The sequence below is a fragment of the Allobosea sp. P4_H5 genome, assembly GCF_056400825.1.
Map to the genome: position 1 here is coordinate 129,831 of NZ_JBFUKM010000009.1, position 23,039 is coordinate 152,869.

A 23,039-nucleotide genomic window follows, 5' to 3' on the forward strand; every position below is an offset into this window, starting at 1 on the left:
GACGAATTCCAGCCATGACCCTCGCCAGCGATCTGGCAGGCCTGCCACCGCACGCCCGCAGCACTCCGCCGACCCGCGATTTCAGCCGCTACAAGATCGTCCCGGCGCGCTATCCGGCCCGGACGATCGGCACGGCCTTCGCGGTCGTCGTCATCTTCGCGGTCGCCAACTCGATCCTGTCGAATCCGCGCTGGGGCTGGGATGTCTTCGCCGAATGGTTCTTCTCCGAGCCGGTGCTGGCGGGCCTCGCGCGCACGCTGCTACTGACCCTGCTCGGCACGGTGCTCGGCTTCCTGCTCGGCACTGGCCTTGCTTTGGCGCGTGTCTCGGGCTCGCCGCTGCTGGCCTCGCTGTCCTGGGCCTATGTCTGGCTGTTCCGCTCGATTCCGCTGATCGTGCTGCTGCTGATCCTCAACAATCTCGGCTATCTCTATTCGACCGTCTGGCTTGGCGTTCCGTTCACGGACATCACCTTCGCCTCATGGTCGACGACACAGTTGATCACGCCGTTCTTCGCGGCGGTGCTCGGGCTCACCCTGCACGCCGGCGCCTTCTCCTCGGAGATCGTGCGCGGCGGCATCCTCTCGGTCGACCAGGGCCAGCATGAGGCTGCGGCCGCGCTCGGCCTGCCGCGCCACCGCCAGTTCTCGCGGATCGTGCTGCCGCAGGCGATGCGCACCATCCTGCCAAACGGCTTCAACGAGATCATCCTGCTCGCGAAGGGCACCAGCCAAGTCTACATCCTGGCCCTGCCGGAGCTGTTCTACACCATCCAGATCATCTACCGGCGCAATCTCGAGGTGATCCCGCTGCTGATGGTGGCGACGGTCTGGTACCTCGTCATCCTCAGCGTGCTGTCCTTCGTTCAGCACCATATCGAGCGCTATTACTCGCGCGGTGCGCTGCGCAACCCGCCGCCCTCGCTGATCGGCCTGGCGCTGGCGCGCTTTGGCCGTTCGCGCGATGCCGCCGCGGCGCGTCGTACCGAGGTTGCACTCGCCCAGGCCAATTCATCCACCGTGGTGGCTCCTTCGCTGGCGAGCCTGCAACGCAGCGGCGGCGAGATCCGCATCAGCAACGTCTCGAAGAGCTTCGGCCCGCTCAAGGTGCTCGATGATGTCAGCCTGGCGCTGCGCCCCGGCAGCGTCACCGCGATCATCGGCCAGTCCGGCTCGGGCAAGTCGACCCTGCTGCGCTCGATCAACCATCTCGAGCGCGTCGACAAGGGCTTCATCGCCATCGACGGCGAGCTGATCGGCTACCGCCAGGACGGCGACACGCTCTACGAGCTCAAGGAGCGCGAGATCCTGAAGCGCCGCCTCGATGTCGGCATGGTCTTCCAGAGCTTCAACCTGTTCCCGCATCTGACCGCGATCGAGAACGTCATCGAGGCGCCGCTCGCGGTGCGCGGCGTCTCCCGCGAACAGGCTTTGGCGGAGGCGCGCGAACTGCTCGCCCGCGTCGGCCTCGCCGACAAGGTCGACGCCTATCCGCGCCAGCTCTCCGGGGGCCAGCAGCAGCGCGTCGCGATTGCCCGGGCGCTCGCCCTGAAGCCCAAGGTCCTGCTCTTCGACGAGCCGACCTCGGCGCTCGATCCCGAGCTCGTCAACGAGGTGCTCGACGTCATCAAGGAGCTCGCCCGCTCCGGCACGACGCTGGTCATCGTCACCCACGAGATCGGTTTTGCCCGCGAAGTCGCCGACGAGGTCGTCTTCATGGAGGTCGGCCGCATCCTCGAAGTCGGCCCGCCGGCGCGCGTCCTCGCCGAGCCCGACCATCCCCGCACCCGCGAATTCCTCGCCAAGGTTCTCTGATCGCCGAGCCCACGGTCGCCAACCAGCCCGGCGGCCGGCGATTGCGGCACTCAACTCTCCAGGAAAGACGAAAGACGATGATATCGCGAGTGCGCGCCCTGCCGGCGCTTCTTCTCGGCGGCCTGGCCGCGATCACCCTGGCCCAAGGCCCGGTCAAGGCCCAGGCGCCGTTCGATCTCGGGCCGGAGCAGCCGGGCAGGGGCCGCGCCGAGAAGCAGCCGGAGGCGATCGCCGCCATCCCGAAGGGCTTCAAATTCGTAACGCCTGGTGTGCTCACGGTGGCGGTCAGCCCTGGCGGGCCGCCGCTCGCGACCTACGCCACCGACGCCAAGACCGTGGTCGGCGCCGATGCCGATTTCGCCCAGCTGATCGCCGACAGCCTCGGTCTCAGGCTCGATTTCCAGCCGATCGCCTGGGCCGACTGGCCGCTCGGGCTGGCGTCCGGCAAGTATGACGCGGTCATCTCCAATGTCGGCGTCACCGAGCAGCGCAAGGAGAAGTTCGACTTCTCGACCTATCGCAAGGGTCTGCACGGCTTCTTCGTCAGGGCCGATAGCAAGGTCACCGAGATCAAGGAGCCGAAGGATGCAGCCGGGCTCAAGGTCAGCGTCAGCGGCGGCACCAATCAGGAGCGCATCCTGGTCGAATGGAGCAAGCAGAACGTCGCCGCCGGCCTGAAGCCGATCGAGCTGCAGCTCTTCGACGACGAGGCTGGCCGCCTCGTCGCGCTGCGCTCGGGCCGTGTCGACGTCATCGTCCAGCCGCATGCCCAGCTCGTCTTCATCGCGGCACGCGACAAGGACATCAGGCGCGTCGGCACGCTCAGCGCCGGCTGGCCGCTGAAGTCGGATGTCGCGATCACCACGCGCAAGGGCAGCGGCCTGGTCGATGCGCTGACCGTCGCCACCAACGGGCTGATCGCCAACGGCAAGTTCCGGGCGTCGCTGGCGCGCTGGGGCCTGGAGGAGGAGGCGCTCGACCGCTCCGAGACCAATCCGCCCGGCCTGCCGAAATACTGAAGAAGCGCCATGTCCAAGCTCGCCATCCGGCACATCGCCTTCCTGACTCCAGGCAATTACGACGACGCCGATCCGCGTGCCGGGCTGGAGGAGACGCTCGCGCTCTTCGAGCATGGCGAGGCGCTCGGCTTCGACAGCGCCTGGGTGCGCCAGCGCCATCTCGAACCCGGCGTCTCCTCCGCCGCGACCTTCCTTGCCGCAGCGAGCCAGCGCACCAGCCGGATCGGGCTTGGCACCGCCGTGATCCAGATCGGCTATGAAAACCCGTTCCGGCTGGCCGAGGACCTCTCGCTGGTCGACGTGCTCTCCGGCGGGCGTCTCAATGTCGGCCTGAGTGCCGGCCCGCCGCCCTTCGGCAAGCTCCTGGGCGAGCGCTTCTTCGATGCCGATCCGGCGACTTACGATTTCTCGCATGCGCGCGTCGCTCGGCTCGCCAGGAATCTCGACGGCGACTGGCTCGGCGATGCCGATAGCCGCATCGCCTCCGCCGCCGGCGAGCATCGTCCGCGCCTGAGGCCGCATGCACCGGGTCTGCGCCAGCGGCTCTGGTATGGCGGGGGCTCGCTGCGCTCTGCTCGCTGGGCCGGCGAGAACGGCTTCCAGCTGCTCGTCGGCAATCTCAACACCGGCGAGGAGACCGACGATTTCTTCGTTGCGCAACGCCGCCATATCGAGACGTTCCGTGCTCATTGGCGTGGCGCGGACGAGCCGAAGGTCGCGGTCGGCCGCGTGATCGTGCCGCTCGACAGCGCCGACGCTGTGACGCGCCAGCGTTATCGCGATTATGCCGAAAGCCGGCATGCGCGCACGCTCGCGCCGCAAGGCGAGCGCCGGACGCTGTTCACGCCCGATCTCGTCGGCACGGCGGCCGAGATCATCGAGCGGCTCGCCGCCGATCCCGTCCTGCCGCTGGTCGATACGCTGCGGCTGGAGCTGCCTTACAACTTCTCGATCGCGGACTATCGCCAGATCATCGCCGACTTCGTCACATTGATCGCGCCGGCGCTCGGCTGGCGTAATGCCGAGCCCACCCAACGCCGCAAGGCCGTCGGGGAATAGTGCGGAACCACGCCGTCATTCCAGGACTTCGCGAAGCGAAGGGCCCGGAACCCAGAACCGATGCCGCCTTCGAAAGAGGCGGCACCCGCCCCACGTAGTCGTGAAGCACCTGTGGCTCTGGATTCCGGGCTCAGGCCTTTGGCCTGCCCCGGAAAGACTGCGGAACTTCAGCCCTGCTGGCCGGCCATCACCCGCTGCATGCCGCTGAGCACGGCTTTCAGCGAGGCCATGACGATGTTCGGGTCAATGCCGACACCGTGCACGGCCCGCCCCTTCTCGTCCTGGAGCTGGACATAGCAGGCGGCGGTCGCATTGGCGCCGCGGCCGACCGCATGCTCGTGATAGTCGAGGAAGGAGAACTCGACGCCATAGGTCGTCTTCAGCGCGTCGACGAAGGCATCGATCGGGCCGTTGCCGACGCCCTCGATCGTGCGGATCGCACCGTCCTGCTTCAGCTCCGCCGTCAGCGTGCGCGAGCCCTGCGCGCCCGGGAAGGTCTTGTGGGCCAGCAATTCCAGCGGGGCGTCGCTCAAGAGGTAGGTCTTGCTGAACAGGGACCAGAGCACCGCGCTGGTCAGCTCCTTGCCCTCCTCGTCCATCTGCTCCTGCGCGATCTTCGAGAAGGCGATCTGCAGCGGGCGCGGCAGATCGAGGCCGTGATCGGCCTGCAGGATATAGGCGATGCCGCCCTTGCCGGATTGCGAGTTGATCCGGATCACCGCCTCGTAGTCGCGGCCGACATCCTTGGGGTCGATCGGCAAATAGGGCACCTGGAAGACGGGGTCGTTGCGCGTCTCCTGCGCATCGAAGCCCTTCTTGATCGCGTCCTGATGCGAGCCGGAGAAGGCGGTGTAGACGAGCTCGCCGACGTAAGGGTGGCGCTCGTGGACGGGCAGCTGCGTGCAGTATTCGGCGATGCTGCGGATCTCGTTGACATCGCGCAGGTCGAGCTCGGGATCGATCCCTTGCGTGAACAGGTTCAGCGCCATGGTGACGATGTCGACATTGCCGGTGCGCTCGCCATTGCCGAACAGCGTGCCCTCGACGCGGTCGGCGCCGGCCATCAGCGCGAGTTCGGCTGCCGCGACTGCCGTGCCGCGGTCATTGTGCGGATGGATCGAGAGCAGGACGCTGTCGCGGTCGGAGATGTTGCGGCCGAACCATTCGAACTGGTCGGCGTAGACATTCGGCGTCGCCATCTCGACCGTCGCCGGCAGGTTGAGGATCAGCTTGTTCTGCGTCGTCGGCTTGATCACCGCCTTGACCGCCTCGCAGATCTCCAGGGCGTAGTCGAGCTCGGTGCCGGTGAAGCTCTCGGGCGAATATTCGAAGGTGAAGTTGGTCTCGGGCGCCTTGGCGGCCAGCGCCTTGATCTGGGCCGCCGCATCGGTCGCGATCTTGACGATGCCCTTGCGGTCGGAGCGGAAGACCACGTCGCGCTGCAGCGTCGAGGTCGAGTTGTAGAAGTGCAGGATGACGTTCTTCGCCCCCTTCACCGCCTCGAAGGTGCGCTCGATCAGCTCGGAGCGGCACTGGGTCAGCACCTGGATCGCGACGTCGTCCGGGATCGCGCCACTCTCGATGATCGAGCGGACGAAGTCGAAATCGGTCTGCGACGCCGCGGGGAAAGCGACCTCGATCTCCTTGAACCCCATCTTCACCAGGAGGTTGAACATGCGGTCCTTGCGATCGACGCCCATCGGCTCGATCAGCGCCTGGTTGCCGTCGCGCAAATCGACGGAGCACCAGGTCGGCGCCTTGGTCAGCACCTGCGACGGCCATTTGCGGTCAGGCAGGTTGACCGGCGCATAGGCGCGGTACTTGGAAATCGGCATCGTGGTCATGGGACAACCCTTGCGAAGGATGCAGCGTCAGGCCTGCTCGGGGCTCTGCTACGCCGTCATGCGATGGACAGGCCTTCGAACCCCGGCGCGCTCACAGCGCCGGGCGGCTAAGTCGCAGGGTCAGGCCCCGGATGGCGGACCGAAATCGCATGGTCGGACATAACCACCCCGGGAGAGGAAGATCAACCGTGCTGCGCCAGCCAATTCCGGCCGCGCGGGCTGATGGCGAACTGTCATTCGTTTGTCGCGTAAGCATCGGCACAAGCTCGCCTTCGATCAACGAGCTCTGGCGATGCTGCGTTTTCTGGCCCTTCGCATCCTGCGCGCGCTGCTGACGGTCGCGCTCTGCGTCTCGGCGGTGTTCCTGGCACTGCGCCTGGCCGGCGACCCAGCCGACATCATGCTCTCGATCGAGACCCCGCCGGACGTACGCGCCCATTACCGTGAGGTCTGGGGGCTCGATCGGCCGCTGGCGGAACAGTATCTGCGCTATCTTGCCAGCGTGGTCCGGGGCGATTTCGGCCTCTCCTTCTCCGATGACAGGCCGGCCTTCGCCGCGGTCGTCGACGCGCTGCCGAAAACCGTCCTGCTCGGCGCCTGCGCGCTCATGCTCGCTCTGCTGATCGGCATGCCGCTCGGCGTCCTGGCGGCGCTGCGCCACAACAGCGCGATCGATCGCTTCGCCATGGCGGTTGCCGTGCTCGGCTATGCGATCCCGATCTTCTTCCTCGGCATCCTGCTGATCCTGCTCTTCGCGCTCAAGCTGCGCGTGCTGCCCTCGGCTGGCTCGGAGACGCTCTGGCACCTGATCCTGCCGGTGGTGACGCTCGCCTTGCCGCTGGCTGGGCGCCTCGCCCGCTTTGCCCGCACCGCGACGCTCGAAGTGCTCGGCAAGCCGTTCATCCGCGCAGCCCGGGCTCGCGGGGTGATGCCGCTCTCGGTCATTCTGCGCCACGCGCTGCCCAATGCAGCGGTGCCGCTCCTGATGTTCATCGGCATCGAGATCGGCCACATCCTCGCCGGCAGCGCCGTGGTCGAGACGATCTTCGCCTGGCCCGGCATCGGCCGCCTGCTGGTCGATTCGGTCTCGTCGCGCGATCTCGCCGTCGTCCAGGCAGTGATCCTGACGGTCACCGTCGTCATGGTCGCCGCCAATCTGCTGGTCGACATTCTGCACATCCTGCTCGATCCGCGTCTCGGCGGCTTCTCGCGCAGCCTGGGCAAGCCGGCATGAGCGTGAGCCTCGACCTCGGCGCAGCTCCGGCCCCTCGCCCGCGCGGACGCCGCATGTCGCCGGTGGTGAAGCTTTCGGCCGGCTTCCTGATCCTGGTCGTGCTCGTCGCGATCCTGGCGGACTGGCTGGCGCCGCTCCACTATACCACCCAGAACCTGCTGGCCCGGCTGAAGCCGCCGCTGACGCAGAGCGGCAGCACGACCTACTGGCTCGGCACCGACCAGCTCGGCCGCGATATCCTGAGCCGGATGATCTATGCGGTGCGCACCTCGATCCTGATCGCGGTGATGGGCACGCTGATCGGGGCGGTGTTCGGTACGCTGCTCGGCTTCATCGCCGCAAGGATGCGCGGCGTCGTCGACCAGACGATCATGATGCTGGTCGATGCGCAGGCGGCGATCCCGGCGCTGTTCCTGGCGCTGACCATGCTCGCCTTCTTCGGCAACAACATCGTGCTGTTCATCGTGCTGGTCAGCATCGATGGCTGGGACCGCTATACGCGGCTTGCACGCGGCCTCGTCGCCTCCGAGCAGGAGAGCGACTACATCAATGCGGTCGAAGCGCTGGGTGCGCGTACCTCCCGCGTCGTCCTGCGTCATCTCCTGCCCAACATCGTCGCAGCCCTCGTGGTGCAGGCGACGCTCAACTTCCCCGGCACGATCCTGCTCGAGACCTCGCTCTCCTTCCTCGGCCTCGGCGTGCAGCCGCCCGGCACCTCGCTCGGCCTGATGCTCGGCGAGGGCCGGCGCTATCTCCTCAATGCCTGGTGGATCGCGGTCTTCCCCGGGCTCGTCATCTTCCTGACGACGCTGTCGATGAGCCTGTTCGGCGACTGGTTGCGCGACCGTTTCGATCCGACCAGCGAGCGGCATTGAGACGATGAGCTTCGCTATTCGCAGCATCTCCGGCCCCCTCCCGCTCGCCATCGCCCATCGTGGCGGGGCTCTGCTCGCGCCTGAAAACACTGCCGAGGCCTTCGAGCAGGCGAGGGCCGCCGGTGCCGAGATGGTCGAGACCGACGTTCGGCTGAGCGCCGATGGCGCGCTGGTCTGCCTGCACGATGCCGACCTGCAGCGCATGGCCGGTGATCAGCGCCTCGTCTCCGCGATCGAGCTCGGGGAAATGCGGGCGATCCTGCCCGATTTGCTGGCGCTGGACGAGGCGATCGCCGCCTCCGCGCCGCTGGGACTTTTGCTCGACGTCAAGCTCACCGAGCCTGCCGTGCTGCCGCGTATCCTCGATGTCGTCGCGGTGGCAGGGGCCAGTGAGCGCGTCCTGCTCGGCCTGCGCTCGCTCGACCTGATCGCTGCGGCGCGTGTCTTATCCTCGGAGATCGCGATCCTCGCCCTCGTCTCGGATCCGCAGTCCTGCGAGCAGGCGAAGGCCCTCGGCGCGAACTGGTTCCGCTTCTGGCAGGGCGAAGCGACGGCCGAACGCATCACGGCTGCGCGCAGCCTTGGTTTGCGAACCGTGATCATGGTTGGGCAGCCGCGTTCGGTCGCCGAACCCGGCTATCCGCCTTTTTCGGTCGGGCGGATCGATGCGGAGGGGATCGAACGCGTCCTCGCGCTCGCGCCCGATGCGGTGATGCTCGACGATCCCCGGCTGCTGCTCTCGGCGCGCTCCGTCACGGCCCTGTCGTCCAACTGAGGCATGGCAGCGCCATTGTGTGGCGGCCCCGGCTCGGGCTCGCCGCTGACAGATGCGAGACATGCCATGATCACCCTTTCCCGCCGCCGTTTCCTCGAAGGCGCTTCCGCCGCCTCGGCTTTGATGGCCGCCCCGCAGGCCTTCGCCGCCGGCGAAACGCGCCCGACCTTCACCATCGCAGTCGCCGACCTGCCGGCGACGCTGGAGCCGGCACGGGAGCTCTCCAATGTCGGCACGCGCGTCACCTATTCGATCTTCGACACGCTGATCCGGCGCGATTTCCTCGGCGCGGCCGATGGCGGCGGCTCCGAGCTGAAGCCGCATCTGGCGGTGAAATGGGAGCGCGTCTCGCCGCAGGAGCTGATCGTCACGCTGCGCCAGGGCGTCAAGTTCCACAATGGCGACGAACTGACCTCGGAAGATGTCGCCTACACCTTCCGCGATGGTCGTCTCTGGGGCGACAAGGCCCAGATCCCGGGCGGCAAGCCCTATTTCGGCATCCTCGCCAGCGTCGAGCCGATCGACCGCTACAGCGTGCGCTTCCGTACCAAGGTCGCCGACGTGCTGCTGGAGCAGCGGCTGGCTTCCTGGTGCGCCTGGATCGTCAACAAGCGCGCCTATGAAGCGATGGGCTTCGAGGCCTATTCGCGCAAGCCCGTGGCGACCGGCCCCTATCGCGTCGTCTCGCATTCCGCCGCCGAGGCGACGGTGCTGGAAGCCTTCGACGACTATTTCATGGGCAAGCCGACCGCCAGGCGCATTACCTTCCGGCGCGTGCCGGAGCTGGCGGCGCGCGTCGCCGGCCTCGTTGCCGGCGACTACGACCTGATCACCAATATCCCGCCCGACCAGATGAGCGTGGTCGGCGCCTACAAGGACATCGACGTGCGCTCCGTCGTACTCGCGAACGTCCATGTCCTCGCCTACAACGAGCAGGACAAGGTGCTTGCCGACAAGCGGGTGCGCCAGGCGCTCAACTGCGCCATCGACCGGCAGAAGCTGGTCGATGCGCTCTGGCAGGGCACGGCGCAGGTGCCGCCGAGCCACAACTTCCCCGAATACGGCCAGATGTTCGTCGAGGGTCGCAAGCTCCCTTACGATCCGGCCAAGGCCAAGGCCCTGCTGCAGCAGGCCGGCTACAAGGGCGAGTCGATCGTCTACCGCACCATGGCCAACTACTACACCAATGCGCTGGAAGCGGCGCAGATCCTGGTCGAGCAGTGGAAAGCCGTCGGCATCAACGCCTCGCTGCAGGTGGTCGAGAACTCCACGCAGATGCGCGGCGCCGGCGCGCAGATCTTCAACTGGTCGAACTCGACGCGCCTGCCCGATCCGCTCGGCGCGATCTGGGTCGCCTGGGGTCCCGCCGGCGAACATCAGGTCTCCAAGTTCTGGACCTCGACCGAGGCCTTCAACAAGGCCGGCACGGCGCTGGAGGCGGAGGTCGACCCGGCCAGGCGCAAGGCGCTGTTCACTGAGATGCTCGACATCTGGGAGGACGAGGCGCCGGCGACGATCCTCTACCAGCCGAGCGAGGCTTATGCGATCAAGAAGGCGATCGCCTGGCGCCCGACGACCTTCTATTTCATGGATTTGCGCCCGGACAACCTGTCCTTCGCCCGCAGCTGAAAGGGCAGAACCGTATCGTCTTTCCGGGGCAGGCCGAAGGCCTGAGCCCGGAATCCAGAACCGATGCCGCCTCAGAAAACCGCGTCGATCGCAGCGCCATCATCGTAATCGGCATCGGTTCTGGATTCCGGGCTCGACGCTGCCGCGTCGCCCCGGAATGACGGTGTCGGCTCTCGTGAGCCAGTCGGTGTCAATTCCCGCCGAGGATGAAGCGACGGCCGTCCTGCTCGGCGAACTCGACCTGCTGGGTGAAGGCGCCGCGCCCGGTCGAGACACGGCGGATGCGCGCTTCCTCCTGTGCCGGGCGGGAGAGGTCGCGGCCGACCATGCTCGGCGCCTTCGCCAGGCCGGAGAGGCCGAGCACGGTCGGGCCGATGTCGATGATCCCGGCCGGCTCCTGCGAGACGCTGCCCACCTCACCACTCCCGGTGCCGACGATCAGCACGGTGTTGAGCTCGTGCGGGTTGATGCCGCCATGCATGCCGCCGCCGAGCGGGACATCGCCCGGTGTCATCGCGCCGAGGCCCGGCAGGCCGTACTGATCGGCGTCGAGCGACGATTTCAGGATGAACATCAGGTCGGGCTGGCGGCCGGCATGGCCGGCGCCGATCAGGTCGAGCGACAAGGTGCCGGCGATGTCGCCTTCCTCGCCGCTGCCGCGCGCGAAGACATGGCCGATGGTCGGCTGCTCCATCAGCCAGGCGGCGATACGCTCGAGCCGGCTGCGGTCGCCGCCGCGCAGGCGGATCTCGCCGCTGATGCCGCCGGTCGCCAGGAAGGCGGCGCCGTCGACAGCTTTGGCGTTGCTGAGATCGAAGCCGACCTGGCGGGCCGCATCGAACAGCGGCTCGATCGCGCCGGTCGAGATCTGGCCATGGTCGGAGGCGGCGATCACCGCGATGCGCTCGCCATCAGGCTGGGCCTCGACCCAGTCGAGGATGGCGCCGAAGGCGCGGTCCGCCTGCTGCAGGCCGGCCTTGGCCTCCGGCGAGCCGAGCCCGCGATAATGGAAGGTGGTATCGGGCTCGTTGAACCAGATCAGCGCGACGTCTGGCTTCAGCACCGGCAGGACATGTTCGACCATGACCCGGCCACCATAGGCGAGCTCGTCGAGACGTGGCAGCTGGCGCTCCGGCAGCGGGCCGAGCCTGGCGATCGCGTCCTCGACCGCCTCCGGCGTCTGTGTCGCCTCGCTGCCGAGCATCGTGAAGGTCCAGTGCCCGTTGGCGCGGGCGCGCGGATTGATGAAATGCGCCGAGCCGGCCGAGCCGGTGTGGACGACGGCAAGTCGCTTGCCCGCCCGCGCCAGTACGTCGCCGAAGGTATCGACCGCGATCAGCCGGCCGCCATGATGCGCTTCCGCCCGGCGCAGCATGCCGATGTCGCTGGTGTCGAAGATGCGCTCGGGGATGGCGTCGGCAAGGTAGAAGGCGTTGCCGACGATCCCATGCACGCCGGGAGGCGCGCCGGTGGCGATCGCGCTGGTCGCGACGCGGGTCACCGAGGGGAAGACGCTGCGCGCCCGGCGGAACCAGGTGCCGCGCGCCGCAAGGCGCAGGATGTTGGGCGTCAGCTCGGGCGTGACCAGATCGGGCCGCAGGCCATCGAAAACCGCGACGATGACGCGTGTGGCGGGGGAGCGATCGTGTTCAGCCAAGTTTTGGGCCATGTCGGTATCCGGTCGGTCGATGAGGTCAGGCGGCTGCCGCATGGGCATTGGTAGCCAGCGGTACCAGATGGCAGGCGGCAAGTCGCCCGTCGCTGGCCGGACGCAGCACCGGTGACTCCTCGCGGCAGCGGGCGATGGCGCGCGGGCAGCGCGGATGGAAGGCGCAGCCCGTCGGCCGGTCGACCGGATTGGGCGGGTCGCCGCGCAGGACGATGCGCTCGCGCGTGCCGCGCTGCAGCGTCGGCACGGCCGAGACCAGCGCCTCGGTGTAGGGATGGGCCGGCGCGTGGAACAGCGCCTCCGGCGGCCCCTGCTCGACGATCCTGCCGAGATACATCACCGCGACCTCGTCGGCGATCTGCCGGACCACTTTCAGATCGTGACTGATGAAGAGATAGGCCATGCCGAAACGGGCCTGCAGGTCCTGCAGCAGGTTGATGACCTGGGCCGCGACCGAGACATCGAGCGCCGAGATCGGCTCGTCGCAGACCAGCAGTTCCGGACCAAGGATCAGCGCCCGGGCGAGCACGACGCGCTGGCGCTGCCCGCCGGAGAGCTCATGCGGATAGCGCTCGAACAGGTCTGGCCGCAGGCCGACCGCCTCGAACAGCTGGAGCGCCTTTTGCCGCCGGGCCTCGGCGCCGGCTTCCAGCCCGTGGATGGCGAGCGGCTCGACGATCTGCTCGCCGACGGGCAGGCGCCGGTCGAGCGCCGCGAGCGGGTCCTGATGCACCAGCTGCATCCGCCGGCGCAGCGCCCGCCAATGGCGATCTCGCCTCGCGCTGACCTCCTCGCCGGCAAACGTGACCCGCCCGCCTGTCGCCGGCAGCAGGCCGAGCACGAGCCGGGCGGTGGTCGACTTGCCGCAACCGGATTCGCCGACCACGCCGAGGGTCTTGCCGGTTGCGAGGGAAAAGCTGACGCCGTCGACGGCATGGAGCAATCGCTTCTGCCCGCTCGCTGTCGCGACCGGGTAGTGACGGGCGAGATCGTCGACGCGCAGGAGCGGGGTCATGCGAAGGCTCCGACCGGAACCGGCGCATGGGCGGCCGGCGCCAGCGCCGTCTCGGCGAGGCGCAGGCAGGCGGCGCGTTGGTCCTGTGCCGCCAGCACCAGCGCAGGCGTCTGCGTCCGGCAGTCGTCGATTGCCAGCGAGCAGCGCGGCGCGAAAGCGCAGCCCGGCGGCATCCGGTCGGGAGCCGGAACAGTGCCGGCGATCGGCGTCAGCCGACGGCGTGGCCCGTCGAGCGTCGGCAGGGCGGTGAGCAAGCCGCGCGTATAGGGGTGGCGTGGCCGGCCGAGCAGGTCCTGCGTCGCGGCGGTCTCGACGACGCGGCCGGCATACATCACCGCGACGCGGTCGCAGAGATCGGCGACGACGCCGATATCGTGCGAGATCAGAACCAGCCCCATGCCGCTCTCGCCGCGGATGTCGCGGATCAGGTCGAGAATCTGCGCCTGGATCGTCGCGTCGAGCGCGGTGGTCGGCTCGTCGGCGATCAGGACCTCGGGCTCGCCGGCGAGTGCCAGCGCGATCATCACGCGCTGATTCATGCCCCCGGAGAACTCGTGCGGATATTGTCGCAGCCGCCGCGGCGCATCGGCGATGCCGACGCGGTCGAGCAGGCGCAGGGCCTCGCGGTGGGCAGCATCGCCGCGTAATCCACGGTGCAGGCGCAGCACTTCGATAAGCTGTGTCCCGATGCGCTGGACCGGATTGAGCGAGCTGGTCGGGTCCTGGAAGATCAGTCCGATCCGTCCGCCGCGAACCCTTGCGAGCGCGCGCTCCGGCAGGCGGGTAATGTCCTCACCGCCGAGCCGGACCTCGCCGGAGGTCACGACGCCGCGGCCGAGCAGGCGCAGCGCCGCGAGCCAGGTCACGCTCTTGCCGCAGCCGGATTCCCCGACGATGCCGAGCGCCTCGCCGGGTGCAAGCGAGAGGTCGATGCCGCGCACGACCGGAACGGGGCCATAGGCTCCGGGGAAAGCGACGGAAAAGCTATCCAGCGCCAGCAGCGGCGTAGCGGGCACCTGCATGCCGGGCAGCAATGCGGCCATGCCGGTGCGGTTGCTGGTGGTGGGAAGCGTCATCGCAGCGGGATAGACGCGCTTCGATGACCGTGATGTGACGCGGCGGGTGCGACGGAACGAGGGCGGCCTCTGCAGCGAACGGTGGTGCTAAATGCACCGGCAAGGATTGTCGATGTGCAGATGACCGAGGCCGCGAGTTTCAATGAAGGGCGACCTTGTGCTCCATCAAGTCTAGAAGACCTGTAATCTGATGGCGAAGTCTTGAGGCGGGAAGCGATTGAACTATGCTGCGCCGGTGAAATCGATGCAGACCCTTTCCGATCCTGAATCTTTGGTAGGCTTGCCGCTGTTCTCGCGGCAGCTGTCCCTATCGGCCGGGACATTTCCGATTCCCGAAGGCGAGCGCATCGTCGGGCCGATGCGCCGGGGTCTCAAGATCGCGGTCATGCTCGACGGACGGCAATCCCTGGAGATCGACGACCAGCCGGCCGTCATGGTCCGCGGGCCGGCGCTGCTGGTCACCGCCAATGTCGGCGACCATGTCCAGCAGCGCACCGGCCTCAGTGGCGGCATGGTGCGCTGCGTGCTGATGCAGTTCGACCTCGATTTCGTCGAACGGGAATTCGCCGCCCCGATGCAGCAACTGTTCGCGCTGGCGGGAGCCGGGGATGCCGGCATCTGGGTGCGCCCGGCCGATGCCGAGCTCTGTGCGCTCGCCCTCCAGATCGCGGAGTCGCCGGTGGCGGCGCCGCTGCGGCGGCTTTACCTCGCGGGCAAGGCGCTGGAGTTGACGGCGATGGCGCTCGACCGGATCGTCGGCCAACCACCCTTGCGGCCGGCGCGTCTGCCGGCCCGGACGCGCGAGCAGGTCCATGCTGTCCGGGACATGCTGGTCGCCGCGATGCAGGAGCCGCCGAGCCTCGCCGAGCTCGCCCGTGCCACCGGCCTCAACCCGACCAAGCTGACCTCCGCATTCCGCGCCGAGTTCGGCATGAGCGTCTTCGGCTATCTGCAGGAACAGCGTCTGCAGCAGGCGCATGCGCTGATCGCCGAAGGCGAGGCGAGCATCGCGGAAGCGGCTTTCCGCGTCGGCTACACCCCGGCGCATTTCTCCAGCCTGTTCCGCAAGCGCTTCGGCATGTCGCCGAGCGCGCTGCGTTGAGGGACGCCTTCTGTTTCAGAGCTGGAAAGGCTCGAAACTGCAGCGAAAGAAATACTGCCGCGATCGAAAGCCGTCAGCGTTGCCGGCCCAGCCTGCTTCCTGAAAGAACCCTGCCAATGGGTCGCCAGGATGGCGAAGGGGCAAGAGTATCGGCATGACCAGGGTTTTCATCACGGGCCATCGCGCCGCCTTGGCGGCCGGCGTGGCGTTCGGCGCACTCATCGCGGCCGGGCCGGGCGCCGTGCTTGCGCAGAGCAGCGAAGCGGTCAGCCTGGACACGATCGAGGTTCAGGGCGAGCGTGCCGGTGGGCCGGTCAATGGCTATGTCGCCCGCAGGAGCGCTTCAGCGACCAAGACCGACACGCCACTGATCGAGACGCCGCAATCGGTCACCGTCGTGACGCGCGACCAGATGGACGACCAGGGCGTCCAGAGCGTCAGCCAGGCGTTGCGCTATTCGGCGAGCGTGCTCGGCGAGACGCGCCTGTCGATGGGGCGCTATGACAGCGTCTTCATCCGCGGCTTCGGCGGCGCCGGCACCGGGGCCGGCTTCGTCAACAATCTCGACGGCCTGCGCCTGCTGCGCGGCTACAATTTCCTCGTGCCGAGCGTCGATCCCTGGGGTCTCGAGCGCGTCGAGGTGATCCGCGGCCCGGCCTCGGTCGTCTTCGGCCAGGTCAAGCCCGGCGGCCTGATCAACATGATCAGCAAGCGCCCGCGCGACGAGGCGCATGGCGAGGTCCAGGTCCAGTTCGGCAGCTTCGAGCGCAAGCAGCTCGCCTTCGACATCGGCGGACCGGTGACGGCTGACAAGACCGTGCTCTACCGGATCGTCGGGCTCGGGCGCGCAGCCGACACGCAGGTCGACTTCACCAAGGAAGAGCGCCTCTATATCGCTCCGTCGCTGACCTTCCGGCCGAATGCGGCGACCAGCCTGACGCTGCTGACCTCCTTCCAGCGCGACCCGGAGACCGGCTTCTACGGTTTCATGCCGTCGGTCGGCACCGTGCTGCCGAACCGCAACGGCCGCATCCGCAGCAACGTCTTCCCGGGCGAGCCGAACTATGAGGGCTATAGCCGCAACCACCTGACGGCAGGCTACGCCTTCGAGCATCGCTTCAACGACGTCTTCAGCGTCCGCCAGAACGTCCGCTACAGCGATCTCGACTCGCGCTTCCGGACGGTGGCGGCAGCCTCGCTGGGAGCCGACCAGCGCACTGTCACGCGCCGCGTCACCGCTTCGAACGAGAAGGCCAAGACCTTCGGCATCGACAACCAGCTCCAGGCTGACTTCCGCACCGGCCCGCTGACCCACAAGGTGCTCTTCGGTGTCGACGGCTACTGGTCGGACGCCACGGCCTTCACCGGTGCCGGCGGCACGGTACAGACGCTCGATTTGTTCAGGCCGGTTTATGGTCGCACCCCGTTCGCGGTGCCGGCCGTCCCCGGAACGAAGTACGAGTCGCAGCAATATGGCATCTACCTGCAGGACGAGATCAAGATCGACCGGCTGTCGGTCGTGCTCGGCGGCCGCTTCGATCGCGCCATGTCGCGCGCCCGCAACCTCACCAATGCGGCCCTGACCAAGCAGGACGACACCGCCAATACCGGCCGCGTCGCTGTCATGTACAATTTCGACAATGGCTTTGCGCCCTATGCGAGCTATTCGACATCGTTCGACCCGCAGGCGGGCGCGACCTTCGCCGGAGCGGCGTTCAAGCCGACCGAAGGCGAGCAATACGAGGCTGGCTTCAAGTACCAGCCACCCGGTTCCAGCGCCTTCCTGCAGGCGGCTGTCTACCAGCTGACCCAGACCAACGTCCCGACCACCGACACGAACAATCCCGGCTTCCAGATCCAGACCGGCGAGGTCAGGGCGCGCGGCGTCGAGGTCGAGGCCAGGGCGACGGTGTTCGACAATCTCGATCTCGTCGCGGCCTACACCTATACCGACGCCGAGGTGACGAAGAGCACCGGCATCGACCTGGGCAAGCGGCCGACGGTCGTGCCGCGCCACATGGCTTCGCTCTGGGCGCATTACACCTTCAAGACCGGCCTGTTCTCGGGCTTAAGCCTCGGGGCCGGCGTGCGCTATGTCGGCAAGGGCGCCGGCGACCCCGGTAACACCTTCTTCACCGACGACTACGCGCTTGTCGATGCCGCGATCAGCTATGACCTCGGTGCCGCCAATGCCGCGATGAAGGGCTGGAAGGTGCAGGTCAACGCCCAGAACCTGTTCGACAAGGAGTATGTCTCCGGCTGCTACGGCGCTGTGCAGTGTTCCTTCGGTCTGCGCCGCACTGTGCTGGCGACCCTGTCCTATCGCTGGTGAGGACAGGCGGGATGCTGCGTCCGGAGCCGGTTGCATTTGCGGGGCATGACCTCCCGGTTTCCCGGCCGGTCGTGCTGCCGCAGACGCACAGCCTCGCCTTCACTGCGCCTGATGGAGCCGAGTACCGGCTCCTGGCGGCGGTCCCGTCCGGGCCGGCGCCGGCTGCGGGCTTTCCGGTCCTGATTGTCGTCGATGGCGATGCGCTGTTCCCGACGGCACTGTCCGCCGCGCGGTTGCAGGGCGGTCGCCCCGAGGTCACCGGCGTCGGTCCGGCTGTGATCCTCGGCATCGGCTATCCCGGCGCGGCGCCCTTCGATGCCGAGCGGCGCCGACGCGACCTCCTGCCGACGGATGGCGGCGCCGACCGCTTCCTCGACCTGATCGCAGGCGCAATCCTGGCGCAGGTCGAACGATTCGCGCCGATCGACCGGGCGCGGCTGTCGCTGGCCGGCCATTCCTTCGGCGGGCTCTTTGCCCTCTACGCGCTGTTCGCGCGGCCCGGCCTGTTCCGCAGCCATGTCGCCGGCAGCCCGTCGATCTGGTGGGAGGAGCGCGCCATCCTCAAGACGCGCGAGCGGTTCCTGCGTTTACCTGTGGCCGCGAATGCTCCGCGCCTGTTGATCGCCGCTGGCGGCGACGAGCAGAACGGCGACGAGCTGCGTGATCCGCAGCGGGCGGCGCGCCTGCGCATGGCGCGGATGCTCGACAACGCCGCCGAGATGGCAGGAGTGCTCGCGGCCTCCGGGCGGGTCGCTTGCGAGCATGTCGTCTTTTCGGGCGAGAACCACATTTCGGTCCTTCCGGCCATGCTGTCGCGTGCGGTCGCCTTCACGCTCGGCGAAGGCATCGCTCAGAAGGGCCTGCCATGATCGCCTTGCCGCTACGGCTTCTGATGCGGTTGCTGCTCGCCGCCTCCGCCTTGCTTTGCGTGCTGGCGCTGCCGGTCAGTGCCGAGCCCATCACCGTGACCGACCTGCTCGGGCGCAGCGTGACCCTGCCGGCTCCGGCGAAGCGGATCGTCCTGGCGCAGGGGCGCCAACTCAATGCGCTCGGCCTCCTCCATCCCGATCCGATCAGCCTGCTCGCCGGCTGGGGCACCGATCATCGCCGCCAGAACCCCGACGCCTATGCGCGCTATCTCGCCAAATTCCCGGCGATCGAGAGCGTGCCGACCGTCGGCGATGGCGGCACGCAGGACGGGTTCTCCTTCGAGAAGGCGGTGTCGCTGTCGCCGGACCTCGTCATCCTCAGCCTGTCGCTCGCGGGCACGCGGCGCGGGCCGGGCGATCTCGTCGAGCGTTTCGAGGCGGCCGGCATCAAGGTCGCCGTCGTCGATTTCTACCTGCAGCCGATGCGCGACACGCTGCCAAGCCTGCGTATCCTCGGCAAGCTGATCGGCCGCGAAGAACAGGCCGAGGCCTATATCCGCTTCTACGAGGAGCGCCGGCGCCTGATCGAGGATCGCCTGCGCGGGGTGGAGCGCCCCTCGGTGTTCGTGCACGCTCATGCCGGCGGCTTCGATTGCTGCCAGACGCCGGGCAAGGGCACCTTCGACGATTTCATCACTGCCGCAGGCGGGCGCAATATCGCCGCCGCGATCCTGCCCGGTGCGACCGGGCAGATCAGCCTCGAGCAGCTCCTTGCCGCCGATCCCGCGATCTATGTCGCGACAGGCGGCACGCATCTGGCCAAGCTCGGGGGCCTCGTCCTCGGGCTCGGCGTCTCTCGCGAGACCGCCGCGCCGAGCTTTGCCGCGCTGCTGGGGCGGCCCGGCATCGCCGCGCTCGCGGCGGTCCGCAATCGCCGGGCCTATGGGCTCTGGCACCTGTTCAACGACACCCCGCTCCATATCGTCGCGATCGAGCGGCTGGCGACCTGGTTCCATCCCGAGGGCTTCGCCGATCTCGACCCACAGGCGACGCTGGACGAGATCTCCCGCCGCTTCTCGGCGATCCCGCTCGACGGCGCGCTCTGGATCGACGGCGCCGGCTCGGCCAAGCCCTGAAATGCCAGGGCAGCGACAGGATACCTCCCGATGACCATGCTTCGCGCGCAAACGCGTATCGCCCTGCCCGATCCCGCTGCCGTGCTGCGCCCGCTCTGCGAGCACATGCTCGAGCATGAAGCTGAGGTGAGAGAGGCCGATGGCGTGACGACGATCAGCTTCGGCGAGAGCCGGGCGGAGCTGACCACGGAGCCGGGCGCTCTGTCCGTCGTGATCGAGGCCCCTGATCTCGCCCAGCTGCAAGGCAGCAAGTTCGCCATTGCGAGCCATGTCGCCGAATTCGCCCCGCCAGGTCTCGGCTCGACGATCCGCTGGAGCGGCGACGGCGCCGAGCCGATGCTGCCGCCGGATTTCCGCGTGCTGAGCGTGACCGGCGTCGAACAGCTGACACCGCATATGCGCCGCATCCGCTTCCGCGGTGAGGACCTTGCCCGCTACGACTCGCTGGAAGCGCTGCATGTGCGCCTGTTCATCCCGCCGCCGGGCCTCACCGAGCCGGTCTGGCCGATGATCGGCGCGGACGGCCTGCTGCAGGCACCACCCGAGGGGCAACGGCCGGCAGTCCGCAAATATACGATCCGCGAGATCGACGTCGCTGCCGGCACGCTCGCCATCGATTTCGTGCTGCATGACGATGCCGGGCCGGGCTCGGCCTTCGCGGTACGCGTACAGATCGGCGATCGCATCGGCATGGCCGGGCCGGGCGGGCGCGGCCTGAAGCAGGCTGAGCGCTATTTCTTCCTCGCCGACGAGACCGGACTGCCGGCGCTCGCCCGGATGCTGGAACATCTGCCGGCGGGCGCATCCGGCCTCGCGCTGGTCGAGATCGCCGATGCGGCCGAGCGCCAACCTCTCGCGGTGCCGGAGGGAATCAGCCTGCGCTGGCTCCATCGCGACGGCGCCACACCGGGCTCGACGAGCCTGCTGACGGACGCGCTGGCGACGCTCGACTGGCCGGCGGGCGAGGGCAGCCTCTATCTCTGGGCCGCCTGCGAGCATGCGGCTTTCCGCCAGATCCGCGCCGCGGCACGCCAATATCTGCGCCCGGAGATCGATGCGCACCTCGTCGTCAGCTACTGGCGCGCCGGCGCCTCAGAAGAGCAGCACGCGGCGGAGAAGCGCAAGGCGGCCTAAATCAACGCGCGAAGCGGGCGGCCGCGAAGGGCGCGGGATCGCAGAACGGCGCCTGCTCGGTCATCATCTCGGCCAGGAGCCGCCCGGTCGCGGGGCCGAGTGTGAAGCCGTGATGGGCATGGCCGAAGGCGAGCCAGAGGCCACGATGCCGGGGCGCCGGCCCGATGATCGGCAGCATGTCCGGCAGGCATGGCCGCGCGCCGCGCCAGGGCTCGGCATCGAGGCGACGGCCCAATGGCATGATCCGGCGGGCGACGCGTTCGGCCTGGTCGAGCTGCCAGGAATCGGAAGGCGCGTCGCGTGCCGCGAGCTCGATGCCGGTGGTCAGGCGGATGCCGCGCGCCATCGGGGTGAGTACGAAACCGGCCTCGACATCGCAGAGCGGATGCCGCGGGGCGGTATCGTCCGCGGCTGCGTAGTGCATGTGGTAGCCGCGCTTGAACGCGAGCGGGAAGCGATAGCCGAGCCGTTCGTACAGGTCGTTCGACCAGGGGCCCAGCGCGACGACGGCTTCGGGAGCGCGCCAATCCTCGCCGCCGGCCGATAGGCGCCAGCCCGGGCCGTCCTGCTGCAGGCCGGTCGCGTCGGCGCGGCGCAACTCGCCGCCGCGCGCGGTGAAGAGGGCGGCATAGGTGCGCGTCACCGCGCCGGGATCGCTGACCGTCGCTGGATCGCGCCAATGCACGGCGCCGGCGACGATGCCCGGCAGCAGGCCCGGCTCGCGCGCCCGAAGCGCCGCTTCGTCGAGGACATCATAGGCGAGGTGGTAGGCCGCGAGATCCTCGGCCGCCTTCGTTGCCTGCTGCAGGTCGCGGTGGCTGCGGTAGAGCTCGATCCAGCCTTCGCTGCGCATCAGCGCCTCGGTGCCGGCGGCCTTGGTCCAGTGGCGATGCTCGTCGATGCAGCGTTCGATCAATGGCAGGATGGCCTGCCCCAGCCGATCGAGCCGGCTGGGCGCCGAGTTCCACCAATAGCGCGCCAGCCAGGGCGCCATCCGCAGCAACGTCGCAGGCCGGTAGCGCACCGCGATCGAGCGGTTCGAGGCAAAGGCGGCGAGGGTCGCGAGGCTGCGCGGGAAGGCATAGGGAACGACCGAGGCGCGCTCGATCAGCCCGGCATTGCCATGGCTGGTCTCGGCCCCCGGCTCGCCGCGGTCAACCAGCAGGACGCGGCGGCCGCGCTCCTGCAGATGCAGCGCGATGCTGACGCCGACGATGCCGGCCCCGAGCACGATCACATCCGCCTGTCGTCCTGCAGTCGTCATCGCCTGGCCGAGCCTGTCTCCAAAGGCCCGAAACGAGCACGCGGGCAACGAGCCTCAATTCGACGTGCTTTGCAAGACGATGGCCATCCCGATGCTGCCCTGCTCAGGCCAGGTGCTTCAGGATCAGCGCGGCCTGGCTCGCAGCCGTCTCGGGATGGGCGGATTCGATCGTCGCGCCGGTCAGGGCATGCAGCGCCTCGACCGTCCCGGGCGTGAAGACGATGGTGCCGTCCGCCTCGATGCATTCGATCCCGTCACCGAGCAGCGAGGCCTCGTTGGTCGCGATCGCCTGCGCCTCGCTCCAATGCGCGGGCAGGTCGAGCCGGATGCGGCCGGCCTCGACGGTGACCGGATAGCCTCCGACCAGGCCAAGCACACCCGGCAGGTGTGTGCGCACTGGTGTCGGGCTGAGGAGCGCGCGCATCCCGTCGATCGCCGCCGAGGCGGTGATGCGGTTGAAATGCAGGTCGTAGGGGAAGGGGAAGGGCTCGCGCAGCGCTGCGTGAGCCATCTCGGTATGATCCTGCCCGCCGACGGTCACCTCGAGCAGATAGGGCGGCAATTCGGTGGCCGGCTGGGCCTGGAACACACCGTATTCGAAGGCATGCTGCGCGACGAGCCGGACTTCGACCTGACTGGGGGACACGCCGAGCCGGCGGCCGACGGACGCCTGGATCTTGGCGATCGGCTCGCGGACATTGCCGATGCCGCAATCGGGGCCGAAGCCGCTCCGGGCCAGGCTGGGGTTGATCACATCGGGGAAAGAGGCCGCGATCCAGCGCGCGGCGAGGCCTGCATCGGCCATCCGTGCCCGGAAGATTGCCATCGGCGCGAGCTGGAGGCTGACATAGCCGCCGAACGGCACCTTTTCCGCGGGGGGGTCCGCCGCGCCGTCGAGGCCGCCGACTTTCCACCAGGGCAAAAGCGTCGGCGCACTAAAGACGATGTCGGGGGCGATGCGGCGCAGGATCGCGACGCAGGCGGGATCGTTGAAGTCGAGCCCGACCGCCTCGAAGCGCGGGAAGAAGCCGTCGATCCCGCAGCCGATCAGGGCGTTGTTGATCCTGGCACGCGCCTTGTCGACGGAGCGGCTCGCCACGACGATCCGGTCGAACAGGCCGCTGCGCCCGGCCGCTTCGAGCACATTGGTGCCGAGCTCGCCGAGCGAGACGATGAGAAGCGTGGCAGGCATG

18 protein-coding genes are annotated in these 23,039 nt (G+C 68.2%); 12 read left to right on the top strand and 6 right to left on the bottom strand.

Going from position 1 to position 23,039, the window contains the following annotated elements:
• The first annotated feature begins 14 nt into the window (after positions 1-14).
• The 3 genes from AC1DS0_RS19475 to AC1DS0_RS19485 all read left to right on the top strand — a co-directional run bounded on the left by AC1DS0_RS19475 (position 15) and on the right by AC1DS0_RS19485 (position 3,892).
• Entirely contained in the window at positions 15-1,814 is a 1,800-nt protein-coding gene (locus tag AC1DS0_RS19475) for an amino acid ABC transporter permease/ATP-binding protein (RefSeq protein WP_476815928.1), read from the top strand.
• A gap of 89 nt (positions 1,815-1,903) precedes the next feature.
• A complete protein-coding gene (locus tag AC1DS0_RS19480) occupies positions 1,904-2,833 on the top strand; it encodes an ABC transporter substrate-binding protein (RefSeq protein ID WP_476815929.1) in 930 nt (309 codons plus the stop codon).
• A 9-nt stretch (positions 2,834-2,842) separates the two neighbouring features.
• Entirely contained in the window at positions 2,843-3,892 is a 1,050-nt protein-coding gene (locus AC1DS0_RS19485) for an LLM class flavin-dependent oxidoreductase (RefSeq protein WP_476815930.1), read from the top strand.
• A gap of 167 nt (positions 3,893-4,059) precedes the next feature.
• On the opposite strand, the gene leuA is transcribed toward AC1DS0_RS19485, so the two are convergent.
• Complete coding sequence (leuA, locus tag AC1DS0_RS19490) at positions 4,060-5,727, bottom strand: 2-isopropylmalate synthase (RefSeq protein ID WP_476816067.1); 1,668 nt, start codon at positions 5,725-5,727, stop codon at positions 4,060-4,062.
• A gap of 301 nt (positions 5,728-6,028) precedes the next feature.
• Between leuA and AC1DS0_RS19495 the strand changes: the two genes are divergently transcribed.
• From AC1DS0_RS19495 to AC1DS0_RS19510, 4 genes are all read left to right on the top strand, one after another.
• The gene (locus AC1DS0_RS19495; RefSeq protein WP_476815931.1) at positions 6,029-6,970 is read left to right on the top strand and encodes an ABC transporter permease; all 942 of its coding nucleotides are present in this window, start codon (positions 6,029-6,031) and stop codon (positions 6,968-6,970) included.
• Entirely contained in the window at positions 6,967-7,845 is an 879-nt protein-coding gene (locus AC1DS0_RS19500; protein WP_476815932.1) for an ABC transporter permease, read from the top strand. The genes AC1DS0_RS19495 and AC1DS0_RS19500 overlap by 4 nt, the downstream gene beginning before the upstream one ends.
• 4 nt (positions 7,846-7,849) lie before the next feature.
• Complete coding sequence (locus tag AC1DS0_RS19505; RefSeq protein ID WP_476815933.1) at positions 7,850-8,620, top strand: glycerophosphodiester phosphodiesterase; 771 nt, start codon at positions 7,850-7,852, stop codon at positions 8,618-8,620.
• 66 nt (positions 8,621-8,686) lie between these two features.
• On the top strand, positions 8,687-10,249 hold the full coding sequence (locus tag AC1DS0_RS19510) for an ABC transporter substrate-binding protein (protein ID WP_476815934.1): 1,563 nt from the start codon (positions 8,687-8,689) through the stop codon (positions 10,247-10,249).
• A gap of 190 nt (positions 10,250-10,439) precedes the next feature.
• On the opposite strand, the gene AC1DS0_RS19515 is transcribed toward AC1DS0_RS19510, so the two are convergent.
• The 3 genes from AC1DS0_RS19515 to AC1DS0_RS19525 are packed head-to-tail and all read right to left on the bottom strand — an operon-like array spanning position 10,440 to position 13,955.
• Positions 10,440-11,918: an alkaline phosphatase family protein gene (locus tag AC1DS0_RS19515; protein ID WP_476815935.1), complete on the bottom strand. Its 1,479-nt coding sequence runs from the start codon at positions 11,916-11,918 to the stop codon at positions 10,440-10,442.
• A gap of 25 nt (positions 11,919-11,943) precedes the next feature.
• Positions 11,944-12,933 carry an ABC transporter ATP-binding protein gene (locus AC1DS0_RS19520; protein ID WP_476815936.1) on the bottom strand — a complete coding sequence of 330 codons (990 nt, stop codon included), beginning with the start codon at positions 12,931-12,933 and terminating at the stop codon, positions 11,944-11,946.
• On the bottom strand, positions 12,930-13,955 hold the full coding sequence (locus tag AC1DS0_RS19525) for an ABC transporter ATP-binding protein (protein WP_476816068.1): 1,026 nt from the start codon (positions 13,953-13,955) through the stop codon (positions 12,930-12,932). The genes AC1DS0_RS19520 and AC1DS0_RS19525 overlap by 4 nt, the downstream gene beginning before the upstream one ends.
• A 298-nt stretch (positions 13,956-14,253) precedes the next feature.
• Here AC1DS0_RS19525 and AC1DS0_RS19530 point away from each other — a divergent pair, with 298 nt between their 5' ends.
• The 5 genes from AC1DS0_RS19530 to AC1DS0_RS19550 all read left to right on the top strand — a co-directional run bounded on the left by AC1DS0_RS19530 (position 14,254) and on the right by AC1DS0_RS19550 (position 20,582).
• On the top strand, positions 14,254-15,111 hold the full coding sequence (locus AC1DS0_RS19530) for a helix-turn-helix transcriptional regulator (RefSeq protein WP_476815937.1): 858 nt from the start codon (positions 14,254-14,256) through the stop codon (positions 15,109-15,111).
• 154 nt (positions 15,112-15,265) lie between these two features.
• Entirely contained in the window at positions 15,266-17,443 is a 2,178-nt protein-coding gene (locus AC1DS0_RS19535) for a TonB-dependent siderophore receptor (RefSeq protein ID WP_476815938.1), read from the top strand.
• An 11-nt stretch (positions 17,444-17,454) separates the two neighbouring features.
• Positions 17,455-18,312 (top strand): alpha/beta hydrolase, encoded by an 858-nt coding sequence (locus AC1DS0_RS19540; protein WP_476815939.1) that lies wholly within the window; start codon positions 17,455-17,457, stop codon positions 18,310-18,312.
• On the top strand, positions 18,309-19,448 hold the full coding sequence (locus tag AC1DS0_RS19545; protein ID WP_476815940.1) for an ABC transporter substrate-binding protein: 1,140 nt from the start codon (positions 18,309-18,311) through the stop codon (positions 19,446-19,448). The genes AC1DS0_RS19540 and AC1DS0_RS19545 overlap by 4 nt, the downstream gene beginning before the upstream one ends.
• 30 nt (positions 19,449-19,478) lie before the next feature.
• A complete protein-coding gene (locus AC1DS0_RS19550; RefSeq protein WP_476815941.1) occupies positions 19,479-20,582 on the top strand; it encodes a DUF2218 domain-containing protein in 1,104 nt (367 codons plus the stop codon).
• A 1-nt stretch (position 20,583) separates the two neighbouring features.
• On the opposite strand, the gene AC1DS0_RS19555 is transcribed toward AC1DS0_RS19550, so the two are convergent.
• Both AC1DS0_RS19555 and AC1DS0_RS19560 read right to left on the bottom strand, forming a co-directional pair.
• The gene (locus AC1DS0_RS19555) at positions 20,584-21,846 is read right to left on the bottom strand and encodes an NAD(P)/FAD-dependent oxidoreductase (RefSeq protein WP_476815942.1); all 1,263 of its coding nucleotides are present in this window, start codon (positions 21,844-21,846) and stop codon (positions 20,584-20,586) included.
• A 103-nt stretch (positions 21,847-21,949) separates the two neighbouring features.
• Complete coding sequence (locus AC1DS0_RS19560) at positions 21,950-23,038, bottom strand: hypothetical protein (protein WP_476815943.1); 1,089 nt, start codon at positions 23,036-23,038, stop codon at positions 21,950-21,952.
• Position 23,039 lies beyond the last annotated feature (1 nt).